The organism is Streptomyces sp. NPDC102514, assembly GCF_055584525.1.
Genome location: NZ_JBVJLW010000014.1, coordinates 90,074 through 104,456, shown reverse-complemented (window position 1 = coordinate 104,456; position 14,383 = coordinate 90,074). Strand labels below are relative to the sequence as shown.

Here is a 14,383-nt window from a genome sequence, read left to right as displayed (position 1 = left end):
GGTCTACGTCCTTCGCGCGTGCAGGAGAAGGATGGAGGCCATCGACGGGACACGGCACGCCAGCCGGTCCAGCGGGCGCAACGGCCGCGGTACGCCGTGGAAGGGCGCACCCCGCAGCCGTACGACCTCGAAGCCCGACGCGGTCACGAACTCCCGCAGCGCGCGGGCCGTGTAGAGCCGCAGATGGCCCACCACCTCCTTGCCGGGGCGGCCGTGGATCGCGCGCAGGCTCACCTCCGAGAAGACGGGCTGCACGCCGGCGAGGAGCAGGGCCCGGTTGTACCAGGCGGCCAAGTTGGGTGTGGAGAGCATGAGATGACCTCCGGGGCGGAGGATCCGGTGGAGCTCGTCGAGCGCCGCGTCCGGGTCGACGAGGTGTTCCACGACCTCGCTGAACAGGACGGCGTCGGCGGTGGCGGATCCGAACGGCAGCCCGCCGTCGCTGAGTTCGCCGCGTACCGCGTACGGGAGACGGGCGTGGGCGCGTCTGAGGGCGTCCTGGGACCAGTCGACGCCGACGATGCGGTGACCGGCGAGGAGCGGGGCGGCGGTCGCGGCGGCGGTGCCGTCGCCGCAGCCGATGTCCAGGACCGTGCGTGCGCCGGAGGTGGCCGGGCCGAGCGCGTCCGCGAGCATCCGGGCCTGGCGCAGACTGCGGGGCGTGCCGGAGGCGACCGGGACGGCCGGGTCCTCGTAGAAGTCCCGCAGGCCGTGCGGTCCGTGGGACCCGTGCGGCTCGTGCGGTGGCCTGCGGGGCGGGGCCGTGGTCATGGGGTGCCCTCCGCGGCGTCGGGTGGATGGCGTTCCGTCGCGTGCAGGTAGTGCTCGAAGAGGTCGCGGAGGTGGCTGCCGTCGCCGTGGCTCAGCAGGGCGCGCGACCAGCGGAGCGCCACGTGCAGACGGCCCGCCGTGGCGGCCGTCGTCACCGTGAGCCCGCGGGGCATCCGGGCGGGCGCCGAGAACCAGACGGCGTGCGCCCGCCCGGCCTCCTCCCCGAAGTCCAGGGCGTACGGAACCCGGCCGATATTGCTCAGCAGGGTGGTCGACGTCCAGGGCCCGGCGGCCCTGCGCAGCCCTCTGGTGACCGCGGCCCGCCAGGCGACGGGCATCACCGGAGCCGTCAACAGGGAGGCGCCGTGGCCCAGTTGGGGGCGGGGCTGGGCCTTGAGGGCGCGGGTGCGGTCCGCCGTGCGGCGCAGCAGCGCGGCCATGTCCGAGGCGTCCAGCTCCTCGGGGGCGAAGGGGACCTCGACGAGCCGGGTGCCGTTGCCGATGGGCATGTCCGTGCCGCGCGGGCGGTCGTCCACCGGCATCGTGATGCGCAGCGGACGCGGACGGGCCCCGTGCTCCCGGTTCCAGTGCGCGATCATCAGGGCGGTGGCGGCCATCAGCTGGTCGTTCACGGTGTACGGGGAGCCCTTGGGCCGCCGCGGGACGCCCAGCTCGGTGACGAGCATGCCGTTGCCGTGGTGCTGGGGAGGCTCCGGGGTGCCGTGTGCCACCCGGGCGGGCGGTGCCCAGGTGGAGGGGGTGTCCGGGTCGCGCGGAACCTCGGCGGTCGTGCGGGTCGGGGGCGCCGCCGGGGAGTTGTCCCGGCCGCCGTACAGCTCCGCCGCGGTCGCCAGGACCCGCAGACAGGCCGGACCGTCCAGAGCGGTGTGGTTGATGGTGAGGAACAGGACCGTGCCGTCGGCCGCGGGGTCCCGGACGACCTCCAGCCGGATCGGCGGGGCGGCCGAGAGCGGCGGGGCGTCGCGCAGCGCCCGGCCCCGGGCGTGCTTCAGCGCGTCCCGGTCGGGCGCCGGGAACAGGACGGCCTCCACATCGGCCTCGGAGGTCAGCTCCCACTCGTACCGCCTGCCGTACCAGGGGCGGGCCGCCTCGCGCATCAGGATGCGGGGGTGGCGGTGCAGGGCCCCGGCGAACGCCCTGCGCAGGCGGTCCGGGTCGAGGCGGCCCGGCAGATGGACCTCGATGTGGACGGTCTCCGGTTCCTCCTCCTGGAGGCAGTGCCGGGCGACCTCGTCCACCACGGGGAACGGGATGCGGGCGGGTGGTCGCGGGGGGCCGTTCGTGCCGTCCCGTGCGGGCTGCTCCACGGCGGTCATGTGCCCTCCCCTTCGCCGGGACGCCCGCGGCTCCCGGAACTCCGGCGGCCGGCGGGCCCCGCCGTCCGCGGTGACCCCGGCCCGCGCGCCGAGACCGTCGGACCGGAGGCGAGCCGGGGCGGCTCCGTCGGCACGAAGGGCGGCGGCGGTGACCCCGGAGTGCCTGGTGCTCCCGGAGTACCCGGAGTACGTGGTGCACCCGGTGCGCCGGGAACGCCGTGCTGCGCGGGTGCGCCGGGCCCGGGGTCCGTCCCGGGGCCCGCGTGCTCCCCTCGCGTCCGCTGCGGCAGCGGCGCCGTCGGGGCCTCGGACCCCGGGAGCGGAGGCGGCAGCGCGCTCGTGCCGGACCGGCCGGAGCCCCGGGCGCCGCCCGGGCCGCCCCGCCCGCCGTACGACGCCTCGCCGACCGTCACCAGACCGGCGAACAGGCCGATCAGTGCCAGCAGTTGGGCGGTGCGCCCGAACGCCCCGGCGCCCTCGGCGACCGGCTCCCCGGCTCCCGTCGCGGCGGCGATCCCGGCCCCCGCGAGCGCGAGGAACGCGAGGGGGACGAGCAGCTCGTGCCGTCGCCGGGCGAGCAGCGCCAGGACGGGCACCAGCAGCGCGAGGAACCCGGCGATCACGATCCCCACCAGGGTCAGCGCGACCGTGCCCAGGATCGGGCCGGGCGGCGGCACCGGCGAGGGCCCGTCCGGATTGGGCGAGCGCCGCCGGAACAGTACGAGGCCCGCCAGGACGAGGACCCCGACACCGCCGCCGATCAGCCCGGCCTCGTACACCGTGGACGGCTCGTACGAGAGCTTCACCGTGCCGCCCTCGCCCGCCGGGACGCGCCAGCCCTGCTGCCAGCCGTCGAGGCGTACCGGGTCGAGTTCGCGGCCGTTCAGCGTGGCCTTCCAGCCGTCGTTGAAGTTCTCGTACGTCGTCAGGTAGGAGGCCGCGCCCGAGCCGACGGTGACCTCGCGGCGGTCGCCGAGCCAGTCCCGTATGCCCAGTTCACGGCTCTGCGCAGTCGGGGTGGTGACCGTGCCGCGGGTCAGCGTGACATCGGTGACGGCCAGCGGGCCCGCGTCGCCCGCCTCGACCCGGTGCGCGCCCGAACCGAGCGACAAGTCCGCGTCCGTGCGCCCTTCCTGGCAGAGCGTCAGCTCGACCGGCCGGCGCGCCACGAGGTCACCGACCGTTCCCTTGGCGCTCGTCTCGTACAGCTCGTCGTCGACGGCGAGCGTCGGGCCCTTACCGCAGGGCAGCTCGAAGGGGCGGGAGGAGAGGGTCTTCGGGGTGCGGTAGCGGTCGTCCAGGGCGGGGATGTACGCCTCGGTCAGGCCGACCGGAAGCTGCATGTCCTCGTCGGCGAGGGGGTTGTGGACGGTCAGCGGGGCCGTCTCGGTGACGGTGATGTCGAGCCGGTCCGTGGTGATCGGGTCGAAGCGGACGATGCCGTTCTCGTCGACCCCGGCGACGACCGCGCCGTCCGGGGAGCTGATGTTCACCTCGGTGGGCCGGGTGGACAGTCCGCCGGCCGGGGCGAGGACGACCTCGCCCACCGGCTGCTTGTCCGGCCAGCTCAGCCGGATGGTCGGGTCGTCCCCGGCGATCCACGCGGTGGTCAGATCGCCGTCGGTGAGGTTGCGCGGCGACAGGCCGGTGCCGAGCCGGGCCGTCGAACCGGCCGTCGCGGTGATCCGGTCGTTCTGCTCGGGCGCCACGTCGTACAGCAGCGCGTCGAGCGCGTCACCGGGTACGGGGATCGCGCTCGCCTTCACCGCGTACGTACCGGCCGCGTCCGAGGTCCAGCGGCGGTGCAGCCCGACCTCCGTGCCCGTCGGGGAGAAGCTGCCGGGGTCGGAGGCCCGGTGCAGGGAGACCGTCTCGGCCGCCGCTTCGGCGTTCTCGGCGTCCCTCGGGAGCCGCAGCATGCGGGTCACCTGGACGTCGGGGACGCTGATCTCGGAGAAGCCCGCGCCGGAGAGCCCGGAGTGCCGGGCGGTCGACTCGACGACGGTGACCTTCAGCCAACTCGAAGGCCCCTCCGGTGACTTGATGCGCTGACGCGAGCCGTCGGCCCGCAGTGTGCTCGTCTCCGAGCCGCGTTCCGTCTCCACACGCACCCGGGTCGGCGCCGAGCGGACACTCTCCTGCGGCAGCGGGGTGACCCGGATCGACGCCGGGACCTCCGTCTCCTCGGTGAAGCCGATCCGCAGCCACTGCCCGTCCGCCGAACCCACCGCGCCCTCGGCCCACGCCGTGTCGGGGTTGCCGTCGAAGGCGTTCACCGGGTCGTACTGCGGCAGGTAGTACAGCCAGTTGCCGCTCGACGACGCGGTCACCGAGCGCGCCCCGCGCAGCTCGGCCACCGTCTGGTGCCGGATCCCGTCCGACGGCAGGATCTGGTGCGGCTCGTCCCCGGCGTCCTGGTAGCTGCCGGAGTGATTGCGTTCGGTACGGGTGTACGTGTACGAGGTGTTGGCGCCGACCAGGCCGAAGCGGGTGTCGGCGCGCCGCAGCCCGTCGCCCACCACCTGGAGGTCGGGGGAGCCGAGACCGGGATGGTTGTCGCCGGTCAGGACGGTCGCCCGGTCCCGCATCGCCGGGTCCGCGGCCAGCGGCAGCAGCGCCTCGGGCCCGCCGGACACGACGGCGGTGTCGGCGACGGCCTTCAGCCCGGCCTGGCCAGGACGGGGCACGTCGGCGGCCGGCTCGTAGATCTCGACGGCCCGCTGCCGCGGATACAGCCCCTCTATCTGGATGGGCGTGTTCTCCGCGATGCGCCCGCCCGTCATCAGCGGCCCGAAGCCGGTCAGACGCCGGTAGCCCGACTGTTCCAGCGTCCGCTTCACGGTCGTGGTCGGCACATAGCCCAGCTGGTCGGGGTCGAGGTCGTTGCGTACGACGACGTAGTGGACGCCCGCCCGGCCCAGATAGTCCGCCAGGCCCGGGACCTGGCCGCCGGTCTGCAGGGACTGCTCGACGGCGTCCATCGCGCGCCGGTTGCCCGCGGTGCCGAACGGCACGTAGTCCCGCTGGGCCCAGCGGGAGTCGGCGAGCACGTCGAGGGGCTGGTCGATGGTGGAGCCCCAGGTGAAGATGCCGTGCGCGGTGGCGGGCACGACGAGGGCGCGGGAGTCCGGCGAGTACTTCTCCAGCCAGCTCGCCGTGGACTTCCAGTACTTGGGCAGCTCCTGGAACGAACCGGGCTGCAGGATCGACCCGTTGAGGTAGGGCCAGGCGAGCCCGGGGAGGACGAGGACCGCGGCGATCAGGGGCGCGTACCGGCGTCCCCGGATCGGCCGGGCGCCCTGGGCCCGCGCGGCGACCCCGACCAGGTGGGCCAGCCCGAGGGCCAGCGCGAGGGCGAGCCCCGTCTGGAACTTGTAGATGTTGCGGAAGGGGGCGAGCCCGCCGTCCAGCCAGCCCTGGACCACACCGTGGAAGGGCGCGCCGAACGAACCGCCGTACCCGGCCAGGGTGATGAGCGCGGCCGTCATCACGGTCAGCACCAGCCAGCGCCGCTCGGGGATGTCACGCCGGGCCAGTCCGGCGAGGCCGAGGCCGGCCGCGAGCGCCGAGGAGACGACGGCGACCACCGAGGCGGTCACGGTCCAGCCCGCGGGCAGCCAGGCCTCGTTGAAGTGCAGATAGGCGACCCAGTTGCCGGCGCCGCGCAGCGACTCCGTCGCCGCCATGGTGTCCGTCGTGGTCTGCGAACTCTCCACGTACGGGAGGAAGTTCTCGCCGTAGATGCCCAGCACCAGCAGCGGGACGACCCACCAGGCCGTCGCCAGGAGCACGCCCGGCACCCACCAGGCGATCAGCTTGCGCTGCCGTGGACCGCGCGGGCGGGACAGGAGGTAGAGGCCGACGGGCAGCAGGGAGGCCAGGGTGGAGGCCGCGTTGACCCCGCCCATGAAGGGGATGACGAGTGCCGAGCGCAGGGCGGCCACCCGGGCGCTGTGGCGGTCGTTCGTCAGCGGCAGCAGCACCCACGGCAGGAACGCGCCGGGCAGGGCGGCGGCCGAGGTCGAGCCGACGACGATGGTGAACACCGGCCACAGCGCGTACACCACCGCGCCGAGGAGCCGGGAGGCGGAACTGCCGATGTCCAGGCGCTCCGCGAGCCGCAGCGCGCCCCAGAAGGCGACCGCCACGACGAGCGACATCCACAGCCGTTCGGCCAGCCACACCGGCATGCTGATCAGGTCGGTCAGCCAGTAGTAGGGCAGCATCGGGAAGGCGTAGCCGACGTACTGGTCCGCGATACCGCCGAAGCCGCCCCGGTCGTGCCACAGCTGGCCGAGGTCCGCCAGGAACTGCCCGGGGTCGAGCGCGACCCCGAGCTTGGTGTCGAAGGTCTGCCGGCCCGGGTCCACGGCCAGGAACAGCACGAGGACCACGGCCCAGAACCCCAGCAGCCACCGCCGCGACCGGGGCCCCTGCTCGGGGCCTGGGTCCGGGGCGAGGGGGCGGGTCGCCGCCGGGGGAGGGGCCTGGACCGTGCTGGTCATGGACACCGCCGGAGGATGAGGAGGAGGTTCCAGGTGGCGAATTCACGCAGTCCCGGCGCTCTGGCGACGGCCTGGGCGAGGAACGGCCAGTAGCGGGAGCGCGCCGAGACGACCGTGACGTCGTCCCGGGCGCGCACCTGCCGCAGGGTGGGTCCGATGTGCACGGCGAAGAGGTTCTCGCCGAGGGTGTGCTTGGCGGCCCTGCCCGTACGGCGCCGGTAGCGGGCGCGGGCCCGGTCGGCGCCCAGGTAGTGCCAGGGCGCCCACTCGTGACCGCCCCAGGGGGACAGCCAGTTGGTGAACGACACGTAGATCAGCCCGCCGGGCCGGGTGACGCGGACCATCTCGCTGAGGAAGGTCTGCGGGTCGGCGACGTGCTCAAGGACGTTGGAGGAGAAGCAGACGTCGGCCACACCGTCCGCGAGGGGCAGCAGATAGCCGTCGGCGACGACCGATCCCTCGGGGGGCTTCGGACCGAGTTCGCGCGGGTCCGGCTCGAAGAGGTGGCCGTGCGCGCCCCGCCTGCGGAACTCCTCGGTGAAATAGCCGCCCCCGCCGCCCACGTCCACGACGATCCGGCCCTTCACCGGACCGTCGTACGCCTCCACCTGGTCGGCGGCGTCCCGGGCGAGCAGCGTGTAGCAGCCCTCGGGGTCCTCCTGCTCGTGGCGGAAGGCACGGAAGAGGGCCAGGGAGCGGCGCAGGGAAGGGTCCCGCAGACCCGTACCGGGCCCCGGTCTCGCGCCCTTGCGCCGAGAAGTCCTCAGCCGGGAAGTCCTCAGCCGGGATGTCTTCCATCGAGGGGTCTTCGGCCGGGGAGCCTGCCGCCCGGAGTTCCGCCGCCAGGGGGTCATGGTGTCCAGCCCCTCACCGCCTCCGTCGCCACGGCTCTGAACTGGCGGACCGTGCGGTGCCAGCGGTACTGGGCGGCGCGGTCACCGGCCGCCTTGCCCATGAGGGTGCGACGGTGGGTGGACAGGGCGAGGGTGCACCAGGCCGCCGCGAACGAGGACTCGCCGCGGGCCAGCAGGCCCGTCTCGCCGTCCACGATCGAGTCGCGCAGGCCGGGTACGTCGAAGGCGATCGCGGGTGTCTCGCGGGCCGCCGCCTCCGTGACCACCAGACCCCAGCCCTCCACGGCGGAGGGGTGCAGCAGCAGCCATGCGGCGCAGAGCAGGCGGTGCTTCTCGGCCTCGGAGACATGACCGGTGAACTCCACTCCGGGACCGGCCAGTTGCTGGAGCCGCTGCCGTTCGGGGCCGTCGCCGACGATCACCAGCCGGCCGCCGGTGACCGGGCGGACCCGTTCCCACAGGCGCAGCAGCAGTTCGATGCGTTTGTACTCGACGAGCCGTCCCACGGCCAGGAACAGCGGTTCCGGTGAGCGTTCGGCCGGTGCGCCCGGCTCCTCCACACCGTTGTGCACGACCCGGATGCGTTCGCGCTCGACGCCGATGGCGCGCAGCGCGTGGGCCGTCGACGGGGAGACGGCGACCAGCAGGCCGCCGCGCTGCCCGCCCGCCAGTGCCCAGTGTTCGAGTCTTCGGCCGAGCCGGGCGGCGGGGGCCAGCGGTCCGCCGAACCGCATCCGCCACAGGTCGGTGTGCACGTGGTTGACCAGGCACAGGGTCGGTCCGCGGTGCCACAGCGGCGCCAGGTACGGCATGCCGTTGCAGACCTCCACGAGCAGGTCGCAGTCGCCGACCTGACGCTGGAACGCCGATCTGGCGCGCAGATAGTGGCCGAGGTCGCCGCCCGCCGACACGACGCGGTAGTCGCGATACGCGGCGGGGCCGCCGCACAGCAGGGTGACCTGGTGGCCCAGGTGGGTCAGGCCCTCGGCGAGTCTGTCGACGAGGAGTTCGGAGCCGCCCGCTGCTTCGTTGCCGTAGTCACGGCGGGCGAGGAAAACGATTCGGCGCGGCTGTGGGGGGAGCGCCGGGTGTCGCTGCGCGGAGCGGGGGAAGGCGGCGCGCAACGACGAAGGCACGTGCTGGGGCATGGGTGCTCCAACTCGTCTCGGGGTGCGGAACCAGCGTGGGGCGTGGGGGGTTGGTGCGTTCCGGTGCGTGTGAAGGTGCGTGTGAAGGTGCGTGTGGCGGTGCGGTCGGTCCGTTCGGTGCGGGAACCCTGAATGTCCCGCGGTGGCTATCCGTATGGAGGGGTGGAACCGATCGGTGAAACCGTTCTGCCGGTGCTTCGGTGGGGTCTCTGTGGGGGTTTCTGCGGGACTTCTGTGGGGTGTGTTCCGTGGGGGTGGGCGGGGCCTGCTGTGCCGGGGTGCGGAGGGACCGTGTGCGGGTGGGGTGGACAGTTTTCGCCCGCTGGTTCGCTGCGGCTACTCACCGAAGTGACAATTTCGGGGCTTTGTGGAGCTGACGTCTCATCACATTGTGAGCGGTTCCTGGGAGCTCTCGGGCGTATCGGGATGCGGACGCCCTCGTGCCACCAAAACGGCACCGACCGCAGCCAGGAGGAAGCCGACAATTCCCGCCCCCAACGGCACCGTCTGCCCCACCATGCGCAGCAGACCGCTGTCCGTGTCGGCGAGATCCACTTGCTGCTTCTGGGTCTCGGGGGTGAACGCGATCCGCTTGCTGTCGAGCAGGACGACGGCGTCCTTCTTCGTCCCCGGCGCCCGGAGCGTCTTGCGTGGGCCGATCGCCGCGTAGATGATCCGGCCCGTGCGCTGGTCGGCGACCAGCTCGACGCCGTGGTTGGAGTACCACTCCTCGGCGAGCACCTGGCCCGCGTCCTCCACGCCCACGAGGGTGCCCGGCACGAGCCGGGTGCCGGTCTTGGTGGCGGGTACGGTCCCGGTGAACCGCAGACCCTTGTACCCCTGGATCCGCTTCTCACCCCGGTACTTCAGCGTGACGGTCGAGCCGAGGGTGTTGTCCCACCAGATGTACGAGCGTTTCTGCACGTCGAAGGGGAACTTGAGGTAGGCCTCGCCCTCGAAGTACGGCTTCTCCTCGCAGCAGTGGACCGGCTTGTTCGTCTTCCGGTCGGTGACCCAGCGCTCCATGGTCCACTGGAGCGAGTCGTGCGGGTCGGCCGCCGGCAGCGACTTGTTCGTGTCGACGGACGTGGACACGTCCCAGACCGCCCGGCCGCTCTTCTCGCTCTCGGTGACGTCCCCGCGGACCTGCCGGGTGATGGTGATCTTCTTGTCGCGGACGGTCTCGATCTCGTCGGTGTCGAAATAACTGCCCGTGCCGGTGAAGACGGTCGTCTGGTCGGTGTCGATGGGAGTGCGCTGGGCGCGTGGTTCGACGTACCGGGCGAGCAGGGGGGCCAGGACGAGCAGGAAGACGCCCAGACCCAGTACGACCAGGGAAAAGGGTGTGGCAGTACGGCGCATCCGGGCACTCCAAGGTCTCTTGGTGACGCGGCACGGACAGGTGCCGGCACGGTGGGGGAGGGTGCAGGTGCGGTATGGGCCGGGAACCGTAGGCGCACCCTTGACGAAGTGTCAATGCGTTGATGACACTGAGGACTTGCCGGCACCGGGGACTCGTCGGCCGGGACGAGGTGGGCCCGGTGGCGAGGGAGATGTGCCGCGCCCCGCCAGGGGCGCGGGGAACTGCGCGGCCGGCCACCATCGGCCCGCGGATCCAGGACGGCGCTCCCAGCGGAGCGCTCAGGTGGGGGTGACCTTTCGACAGAGAGGCTGACCCGCGATGTCCAGACTGCCCGCCGTCCTGCTGACCGTGACGGCCGCCGCCGTGCTCGCCGTGGGCGCCGCCCTCGGCCTCGTGGCGCTGCTCGACGCGACCCCGGAGCAGCCGAACACGCCACTCATCACCTATGAGACGGCCGGCCGGGAGCGCTGACCATGGCCCTCCGCCCGGCACCCGTCCCCGTGCGCTCGGCCTGGCACGACGTACCGCGCCTGCAGGTGCGGCAGTTCGCCGCGCTCGCGATGGCCGAGGCGCCCGCGCTCGCCGAGCAGATCCTCCAGGAGATACAGCACGAGTATCCGCATCTGCCCGTGGTGCTCGACGACTCGGGCGAACCGATGGCGCTGGTCGGCATCCGCCGGGCCATCGAGGTGTTCGTCCAGCATCTGGAGACCGCCGAGGGCCGGCCGCGCGTCCACCCCGAGGTGTTCCAGGAGTTCGGCCGCGGCGAGGGCATCAACGGCCGCAGCCTCGACTCGCTCCAGGCGATCTACCGGCTCGGGGTACGGCTCGCCTGGCGCCGGTTCGCCGAGATCGGCACGCGCGTGGAGATCCCGCCGCCCGCGATGTACGAGCTGGTCGACGCCGGATACGAGTACCTGGACGGGCTGGTCGACCAGTCCGTACGCGGTTACGCCGAGGCCGCCGCCCGGCAGGCCGGTGAACGCCTGAGGCTGCAGCGCCGGCTGATGGAACTGCTCCTCGCCGAGCACCACCGTGGTGACCCGGCCGAGGCGCTCACCGAACGGGCCGCGCGGATCGGCTGGCCGCTGCCCGGCAAGGTCGCGGTCGGTGTACTGCTGCGGCCCGCCCGGGAGGCCGTCGCCCCCGCCGTGAGCCAGGGCGTGCTGCTGGACATGGAGTACGAGCAGCCCCGCATGGTCGTGCCCGAGCCCGACGCCGCCGGGCGCCCCGAACTGCTGCACCGGGCGCTGACCGGCTGGGCCGGCGCGATCGGCCCGCCCGTGCCGCTGCGCGACGCGGCGAAGTCGCTGCGCTGGGCGGAGGCGGCGGTACGGCTGATGGAGCGGGGACTGCTGCCCGCGGGAGAGGTGCTGTACTGCACCGAGCACACCGAGGCGCTGGTCCTGCTGCAACCGGAGGAGCTGATCGACGACCTGGCGCTGCGCTGTCTGGAGCCGCTCGCCCACTGCGGTCCCACGCACGGGCGGCGGCTCGCCGAGACGATGCTGGCCTGGCTGGAGACGCGGGGCGGGGCTCCCGAGGTGGCCGCGCGCCTGGGGGTCCATCCGCAGACCGTACGGTATCGCCTTCGGCAGATCAGGGAGCTGTGGGGGGACGAGGTCGACGACCCCGACCGGCGCTTCGAGCTGGAACTGGTGCTCCGGGCACAGCGCCTCCGGGGCGAACTGGGCGACCCCCGCGCCCGCCGCTGAACCAGCCTCTCTTTCCCGCCCACCCACCCGTTTACGGCAGTCCACCCGTGGGCCTCCGGAGCCCACCCGTGGGCCTTCAGAAAGAGGGTCCGGCGCACCCCCCGGTCGCGCGCGCCCATTGCCCCGCCCAACCCGTGTGAGTAGCCTGTGTTCGCTATGCCGATCGGCTGTTGAAATTTCGAACATAAGGGAGGGGGCCAGTTGTGGGACGCCTCGTACCTGCCGTAACCAGGGCTCTCGACATACTTGAGCTCTTCCTCGACGGGGACGGCACACTCTCCGCCCCCGACATCGTGCGCAGGCTGCAGTTGCCGCGCACCACCGTCCACGAACTGGTGACGACACTCGCCGCACGTTCGTACATCACGCCCGTACCGGGGCAGCCCGGACGCTACCGGCTCGGCGTACGGCCGTACCAGCTCGGCAGCCGCTACTCCGAGCAGCTGGACCTCGCCGCCGAGGGCCAGCAGGTCGCCCGGTCCGTCGCGGAGACCTGCGACGAGACCGTCCACGTGGCGATCCTGGAGGGCACGGACGTCATCTACATCGCCAAGGTCGACTCCACGCACGCCGTGCGCATGGTGTCCGCCGCCGGCCGCCGCCTCCCCGCGCACTGCACCTCCGTGGGCAAGATGCTGCTCGCCTCGCTGTCCGAGCCGGAGCTGACCTCGCGGATTCCCGACGACGCCGACCTGATCCGGATGACGCCGAACAGCATCACCGAACCGGGCGCCCTGCGCGAGGCCCTCGTCGAGATCCGCGCCCGCGGCATCGCGGTGGAGAGCCGGGAGTCGAACCCCGACGTCAGCTGCATCGCCGCGCCGGTGCGCGACCGCACGGGCCAGGTCGTGGCGGCGCTGTCGATCTCCGTGCCGATGATCCGGTGGAGCGAGGACCGCAAGGTCGAGCTGGAAGGGCTCGCCGCCAAGGGCGCGGCCGAGCTGTCGGAGCGGCTCGGACACCGGAGCGTCGGATGACGCGCCGGCCGTCGGGGACGCACGCGTACGAGGTGGCCGTCCGGGCGGAGGCGGCCCTCGGGGAAGGCCCCACCTGGGACGCGGACGCCCAGCGGCTGATCTGGATCGACATCCTCGGGTCCCGGGTGTTCACGTACGACCCGGTCTCCGGCCGGCGCACGGTACTCGCCACCGAGCAGCACGTGGGCGCAGCCAAGCCGCGGGTAGGCGGCGGCCTGGTCGTCAACCTCCGCGACGGGATCGGCCTGTACGGCCCGGACTCCGTCGCGGCTCCCGGCGGCAGCCCCGCCGGCGACCCTGCCGGTGACCCGCAGGAATTCCGCTGGCTGCGCCGAGAGGTCGTCCCCGGCCGCCGGGCCAACGACGCGGCGGTCGCCCCCGACGGTTCCCTGTGGGCGGGCACCATGCGCTACGACGAGGCGCCGGGCGGCGGCACGCTCACCCGGGTCGCCCCGGACGGCTCCGCCGAGACCGTCCTCGACGACGTGGCGGTGAGCAACGGCACGGGCTGGAGTCCCGACGGCCGCCTCATGTACTACATCGACTCGCCGACACGACGGATCGACGTCTTCGACGTGGACGGTCAACAGGTGAGCAACAGGCGCCGGTTGGCGGTCATCGAAGAGGGGGACGGCTTCCCCGACGGGCTCACCGTCGACGCCGACGGCTGTGTCTGGGTCGCCCTGTGGGACGGCGGCGCCATCCGCCGCTACACCCCGTCCGGTGAGCTGGACCACGTCGTCGAACTCCCCGTACCGCGCCCCACGGCCTGCGCGTTCGGCGGCGCCGACCTGACCGACCTGTACATCACGACAGCCCGTACGGGCCTGGAGGCACCGCACCCGCTCGCGGGCTCGGTGCTCGTCGTCCCGGGCGCGGGACAGGGCCTGCCCCAACCGGCCTTCGCCGGCTGACGGTCGGCAGTTGATGGCTGTCGGCTCACCCCGCCCGGACTCCGGGCGGGGCTCAGCTCCCCTGCCCTGAAGCGTCGGTCCCGTCGGTTCCGTCGGTCAGCGCGGCGGCCGTCATGGTGAGGTGCTCGACCAGGACCGCCGCCGCGGTGTCGGCGTCGCGGGCCAGCGCCGCCTCCTCCAGCCTGCGGTGCTCCTTCGTGGCGTCCCGGCCCGGATTGCGGTGCGCCGACCAGCGCCGGGCCAGCTCGCTCGCGGTCCACAGGCGGTCGAAGGTCTCCAGCAGCGCGGGGTTGCCGCACCCCTCCAGCAGCGTGCGGTGGAAGGCCCGGTGGGCCTCGGCCCAGGCAGCGGTGTAGTACTCACCCTCCTCCGGCGCGAACGCCGGGGTGCGGGCCAGCCGATGGTGGGCCGCCCGCACGCGCGCCTCCCAGTCGAGGTCGCCGCGCTCCACGGACATGCGCAGGACGACCGGTTCGATGGTCCTGCGCGCCTCCGCGATCTCCTGCCAGCGGCGGTCCGAGAACGACGGGACCGTGAACCCGCGATTGGGCAGCCGGTCGGCGAACCCCTCCCCGACCAGCCGCACCAGCGCCTCGCGCGTGACGGCCAGGCTCACGCCCTCCTGCTTCGCCAGATCCTGCGGCTTGAGGGCGTCCCCCGGGGCGAAGTCCCCGCGCATGATCGCGTCCCGCAGGTGTGCGTGGACCTGCTCGGAGAGCATCTGCTTCCCGGCGGGGGCCGGGGGCCGGGGCGACGTGTCAGTCATGGCCTCAGCATAGATGATGTGCCAAATAATCGA

Annotated in this window: 11 protein-coding genes; 4 read left to right on the top strand and 7 right to left on the bottom strand. The window is 73.1% G+C overall.

Going from position 1 to position 14,383, the window contains the following annotated elements; genetic code table 11:
• Positions 1-3: 3 nt before the first annotated feature.
• The 6 genes from ACZ60E_RS31210 to pgfA all read right to left on the bottom strand — a co-directional run bounded on the left by ACZ60E_RS31210 (position 4) and on the right by pgfA (position 9,977).
• Complete coding sequence (locus ACZ60E_RS31210; RefSeq protein ID WP_469444766.1) at positions 4-771, bottom strand: class I SAM-dependent methyltransferase; 768 nt, start codon at positions 769-771, stop codon at positions 4-6.
• Positions 768-2,108, bottom strand: a complete 1,341-nt coding sequence (locus ACZ60E_RS31205; protein WP_469444764.1) for a condensation protein — start codon at positions 2,106-2,108, stop codon at positions 768-770. The genes ACZ60E_RS31210 and ACZ60E_RS31205 overlap by 4 nt, the downstream gene beginning before the upstream one ends.
• Positions 2,105-6,613 carry an alpha-(1->3)-arabinofuranosyltransferase gene (locus tag ACZ60E_RS31200; RefSeq protein ID WP_469444966.1) on the bottom strand — a complete coding sequence of 1,503 codons (4,509 nt, stop codon included), beginning with the start codon at positions 6,611-6,613 and terminating at the stop codon, positions 2,105-2,107. Before ACZ60E_RS31200 ends, ACZ60E_RS31205 begins: the two co-directional genes overlap by 4 nt.
• The gene (locus tag ACZ60E_RS31195; RefSeq protein WP_469444763.1) at positions 6,610-7,467 is read right to left on the bottom strand and encodes a class I SAM-dependent methyltransferase; all 858 of its coding nucleotides are present in this window, start codon (positions 7,465-7,467) and stop codon (positions 6,610-6,612) included. Before ACZ60E_RS31195 ends, ACZ60E_RS31200 begins: the two co-directional genes overlap by 4 nt.
• Positions 7,464-8,615, bottom strand: coding sequence for a glycosyltransferase family 4 protein (locus tag ACZ60E_RS31190; RefSeq protein WP_210882878.1), 1,152 nt, complete (start codon positions 8,613-8,615; stop codon positions 7,464-7,466). Before ACZ60E_RS31190 ends, ACZ60E_RS31195 begins: the two co-directional genes overlap by 4 nt.
• 384 nt (positions 8,616-8,999) lie before the next feature.
• Entirely contained in the window at positions 9,000-9,977 is a 978-nt protein-coding gene (pgfA, locus tag ACZ60E_RS31185; RefSeq protein ID WP_469444761.1) for a cell envelope lipid trafficking protein PgfA, read from the bottom strand.
• Between the two features lie 319 nt (positions 9,978-10,296).
• Here pgfA and ACZ60E_RS31180 point away from each other — a divergent pair, with 319 nt between their 5' ends.
• The 4 genes from ACZ60E_RS31180 to ACZ60E_RS31165 all read left to right on the top strand — a co-directional run bounded on the left by ACZ60E_RS31180 (position 10,297) and on the right by ACZ60E_RS31165 (position 13,584).
• Entirely contained in the window at positions 10,297-10,449 is a 153-nt protein-coding gene (locus ACZ60E_RS31180; RefSeq protein WP_384808647.1) for a hypothetical protein, read from the top strand.
• A 2-nt stretch (positions 10,450-10,451) separates the two neighbouring features.
• Positions 10,452-11,693: a PucR-like N-terminal domain-containing protein gene (locus tag ACZ60E_RS31175; RefSeq protein ID WP_384808649.1), complete on the top strand. Its 1,242-nt coding sequence runs from the start codon at positions 10,452-10,454 to the stop codon at positions 11,691-11,693.
• A gap of 203 nt (positions 11,694-11,896) precedes the next feature.
• A complete protein-coding gene (locus ACZ60E_RS31170; protein WP_210882884.1) occupies positions 11,897-12,670 on the top strand; it encodes an IclR family transcriptional regulator in 774 nt (257 codons plus the stop codon).
• Positions 12,667-13,584: an SMP-30/gluconolactonase/LRE family protein gene (locus tag ACZ60E_RS31165; RefSeq protein ID WP_469444757.1), complete on the top strand. Its 918-nt coding sequence runs from the start codon at positions 12,667-12,669 to the stop codon at positions 13,582-13,584. The genes ACZ60E_RS31170 and ACZ60E_RS31165 overlap by 4 nt, the downstream gene beginning before the upstream one ends.
• A gap of 52 nt (positions 13,585-13,636) precedes the next feature.
• Here the strand turns inward: ACZ60E_RS31165 and ACZ60E_RS31160 are convergent, their stop codons facing one another.
• The gene (locus ACZ60E_RS31160) at positions 13,637-14,350 is read right to left on the bottom strand and encodes a GntR family transcriptional regulator (protein ID WP_469444756.1); all 714 of its coding nucleotides are present in this window, start codon (positions 14,348-14,350) and stop codon (positions 13,637-13,639) included.
• Positions 14,351-14,383: the final 33 nt, after the last annotated feature.

Excerpts from the sequence above, each read along its gene's own strand:
- ACZ60E_RS31210 (WP_469444766.1), bottom strand. The coding sequence starts at position 771 with ATGACCACGGCCCCGCCCCGCAGGCCACCGCACGAGCCGCACGGGTCC.
- ACZ60E_RS31175 (WP_384808649.1), top strand. The coding sequence starts at position 10,452 with ATGGCCCTCCGCCCGGCACCCGTCCCCGTGCGCTCGGCCTGGCACGAC.
- ACZ60E_RS31190 (WP_210882878.1), bottom strand. The coding sequence starts at position 8,615 with ATGCCCCAGCACGTGCCTTCGTCGTTGCGCGCCGCCTTCCCCCGCTCC.
- ACZ60E_RS31160 (WP_469444756.1), bottom strand. The coding sequence starts at position 14,350 with ATGACTGACACGTCGCCCCGGCCCCCGGCCCCCGCCGGGAAGCAGATG.
- ACZ60E_RS31195 (WP_469444763.1), bottom strand. The coding sequence starts at position 7,467 with ATGACCCCCTGGCGGCGGAACTCCGGGCGGCAGGCTCCCCGGCCGAAG.
- pgfA (WP_469444761.1), bottom strand. The coding sequence starts at position 9,977 with ATGCGCCGTACTGCCACACCCTTTTCCCTGGTCGTACTGGGTCTGGGC.
- ACZ60E_RS31205 (WP_469444764.1), bottom strand. The coding sequence starts at position 2,108 with ATGACCGCCGTGGAGCAGCCCGCACGGGACGGCACGAACGGCCCCCCG.
- ACZ60E_RS31165 (WP_469444757.1), top strand. The coding sequence starts at position 12,667 with ATGACGCGCCGGCCGTCGGGGACGCACGCGTACGAGGTGGCCGTCCGG.
- ACZ60E_RS31180 (WP_384808647.1), top strand. The coding sequence starts at position 10,297 with ATGTCCAGACTGCCCGCCGTCCTGCTGACCGTGACGGCCGCCGCCGTG.
- ACZ60E_RS31200 (WP_469444966.1), bottom strand. The coding sequence starts at position 6,613 with ATGACCAGCACGGTCCAGGCCCCTCCCCCGGCGGCGACCCGCCCCCTC.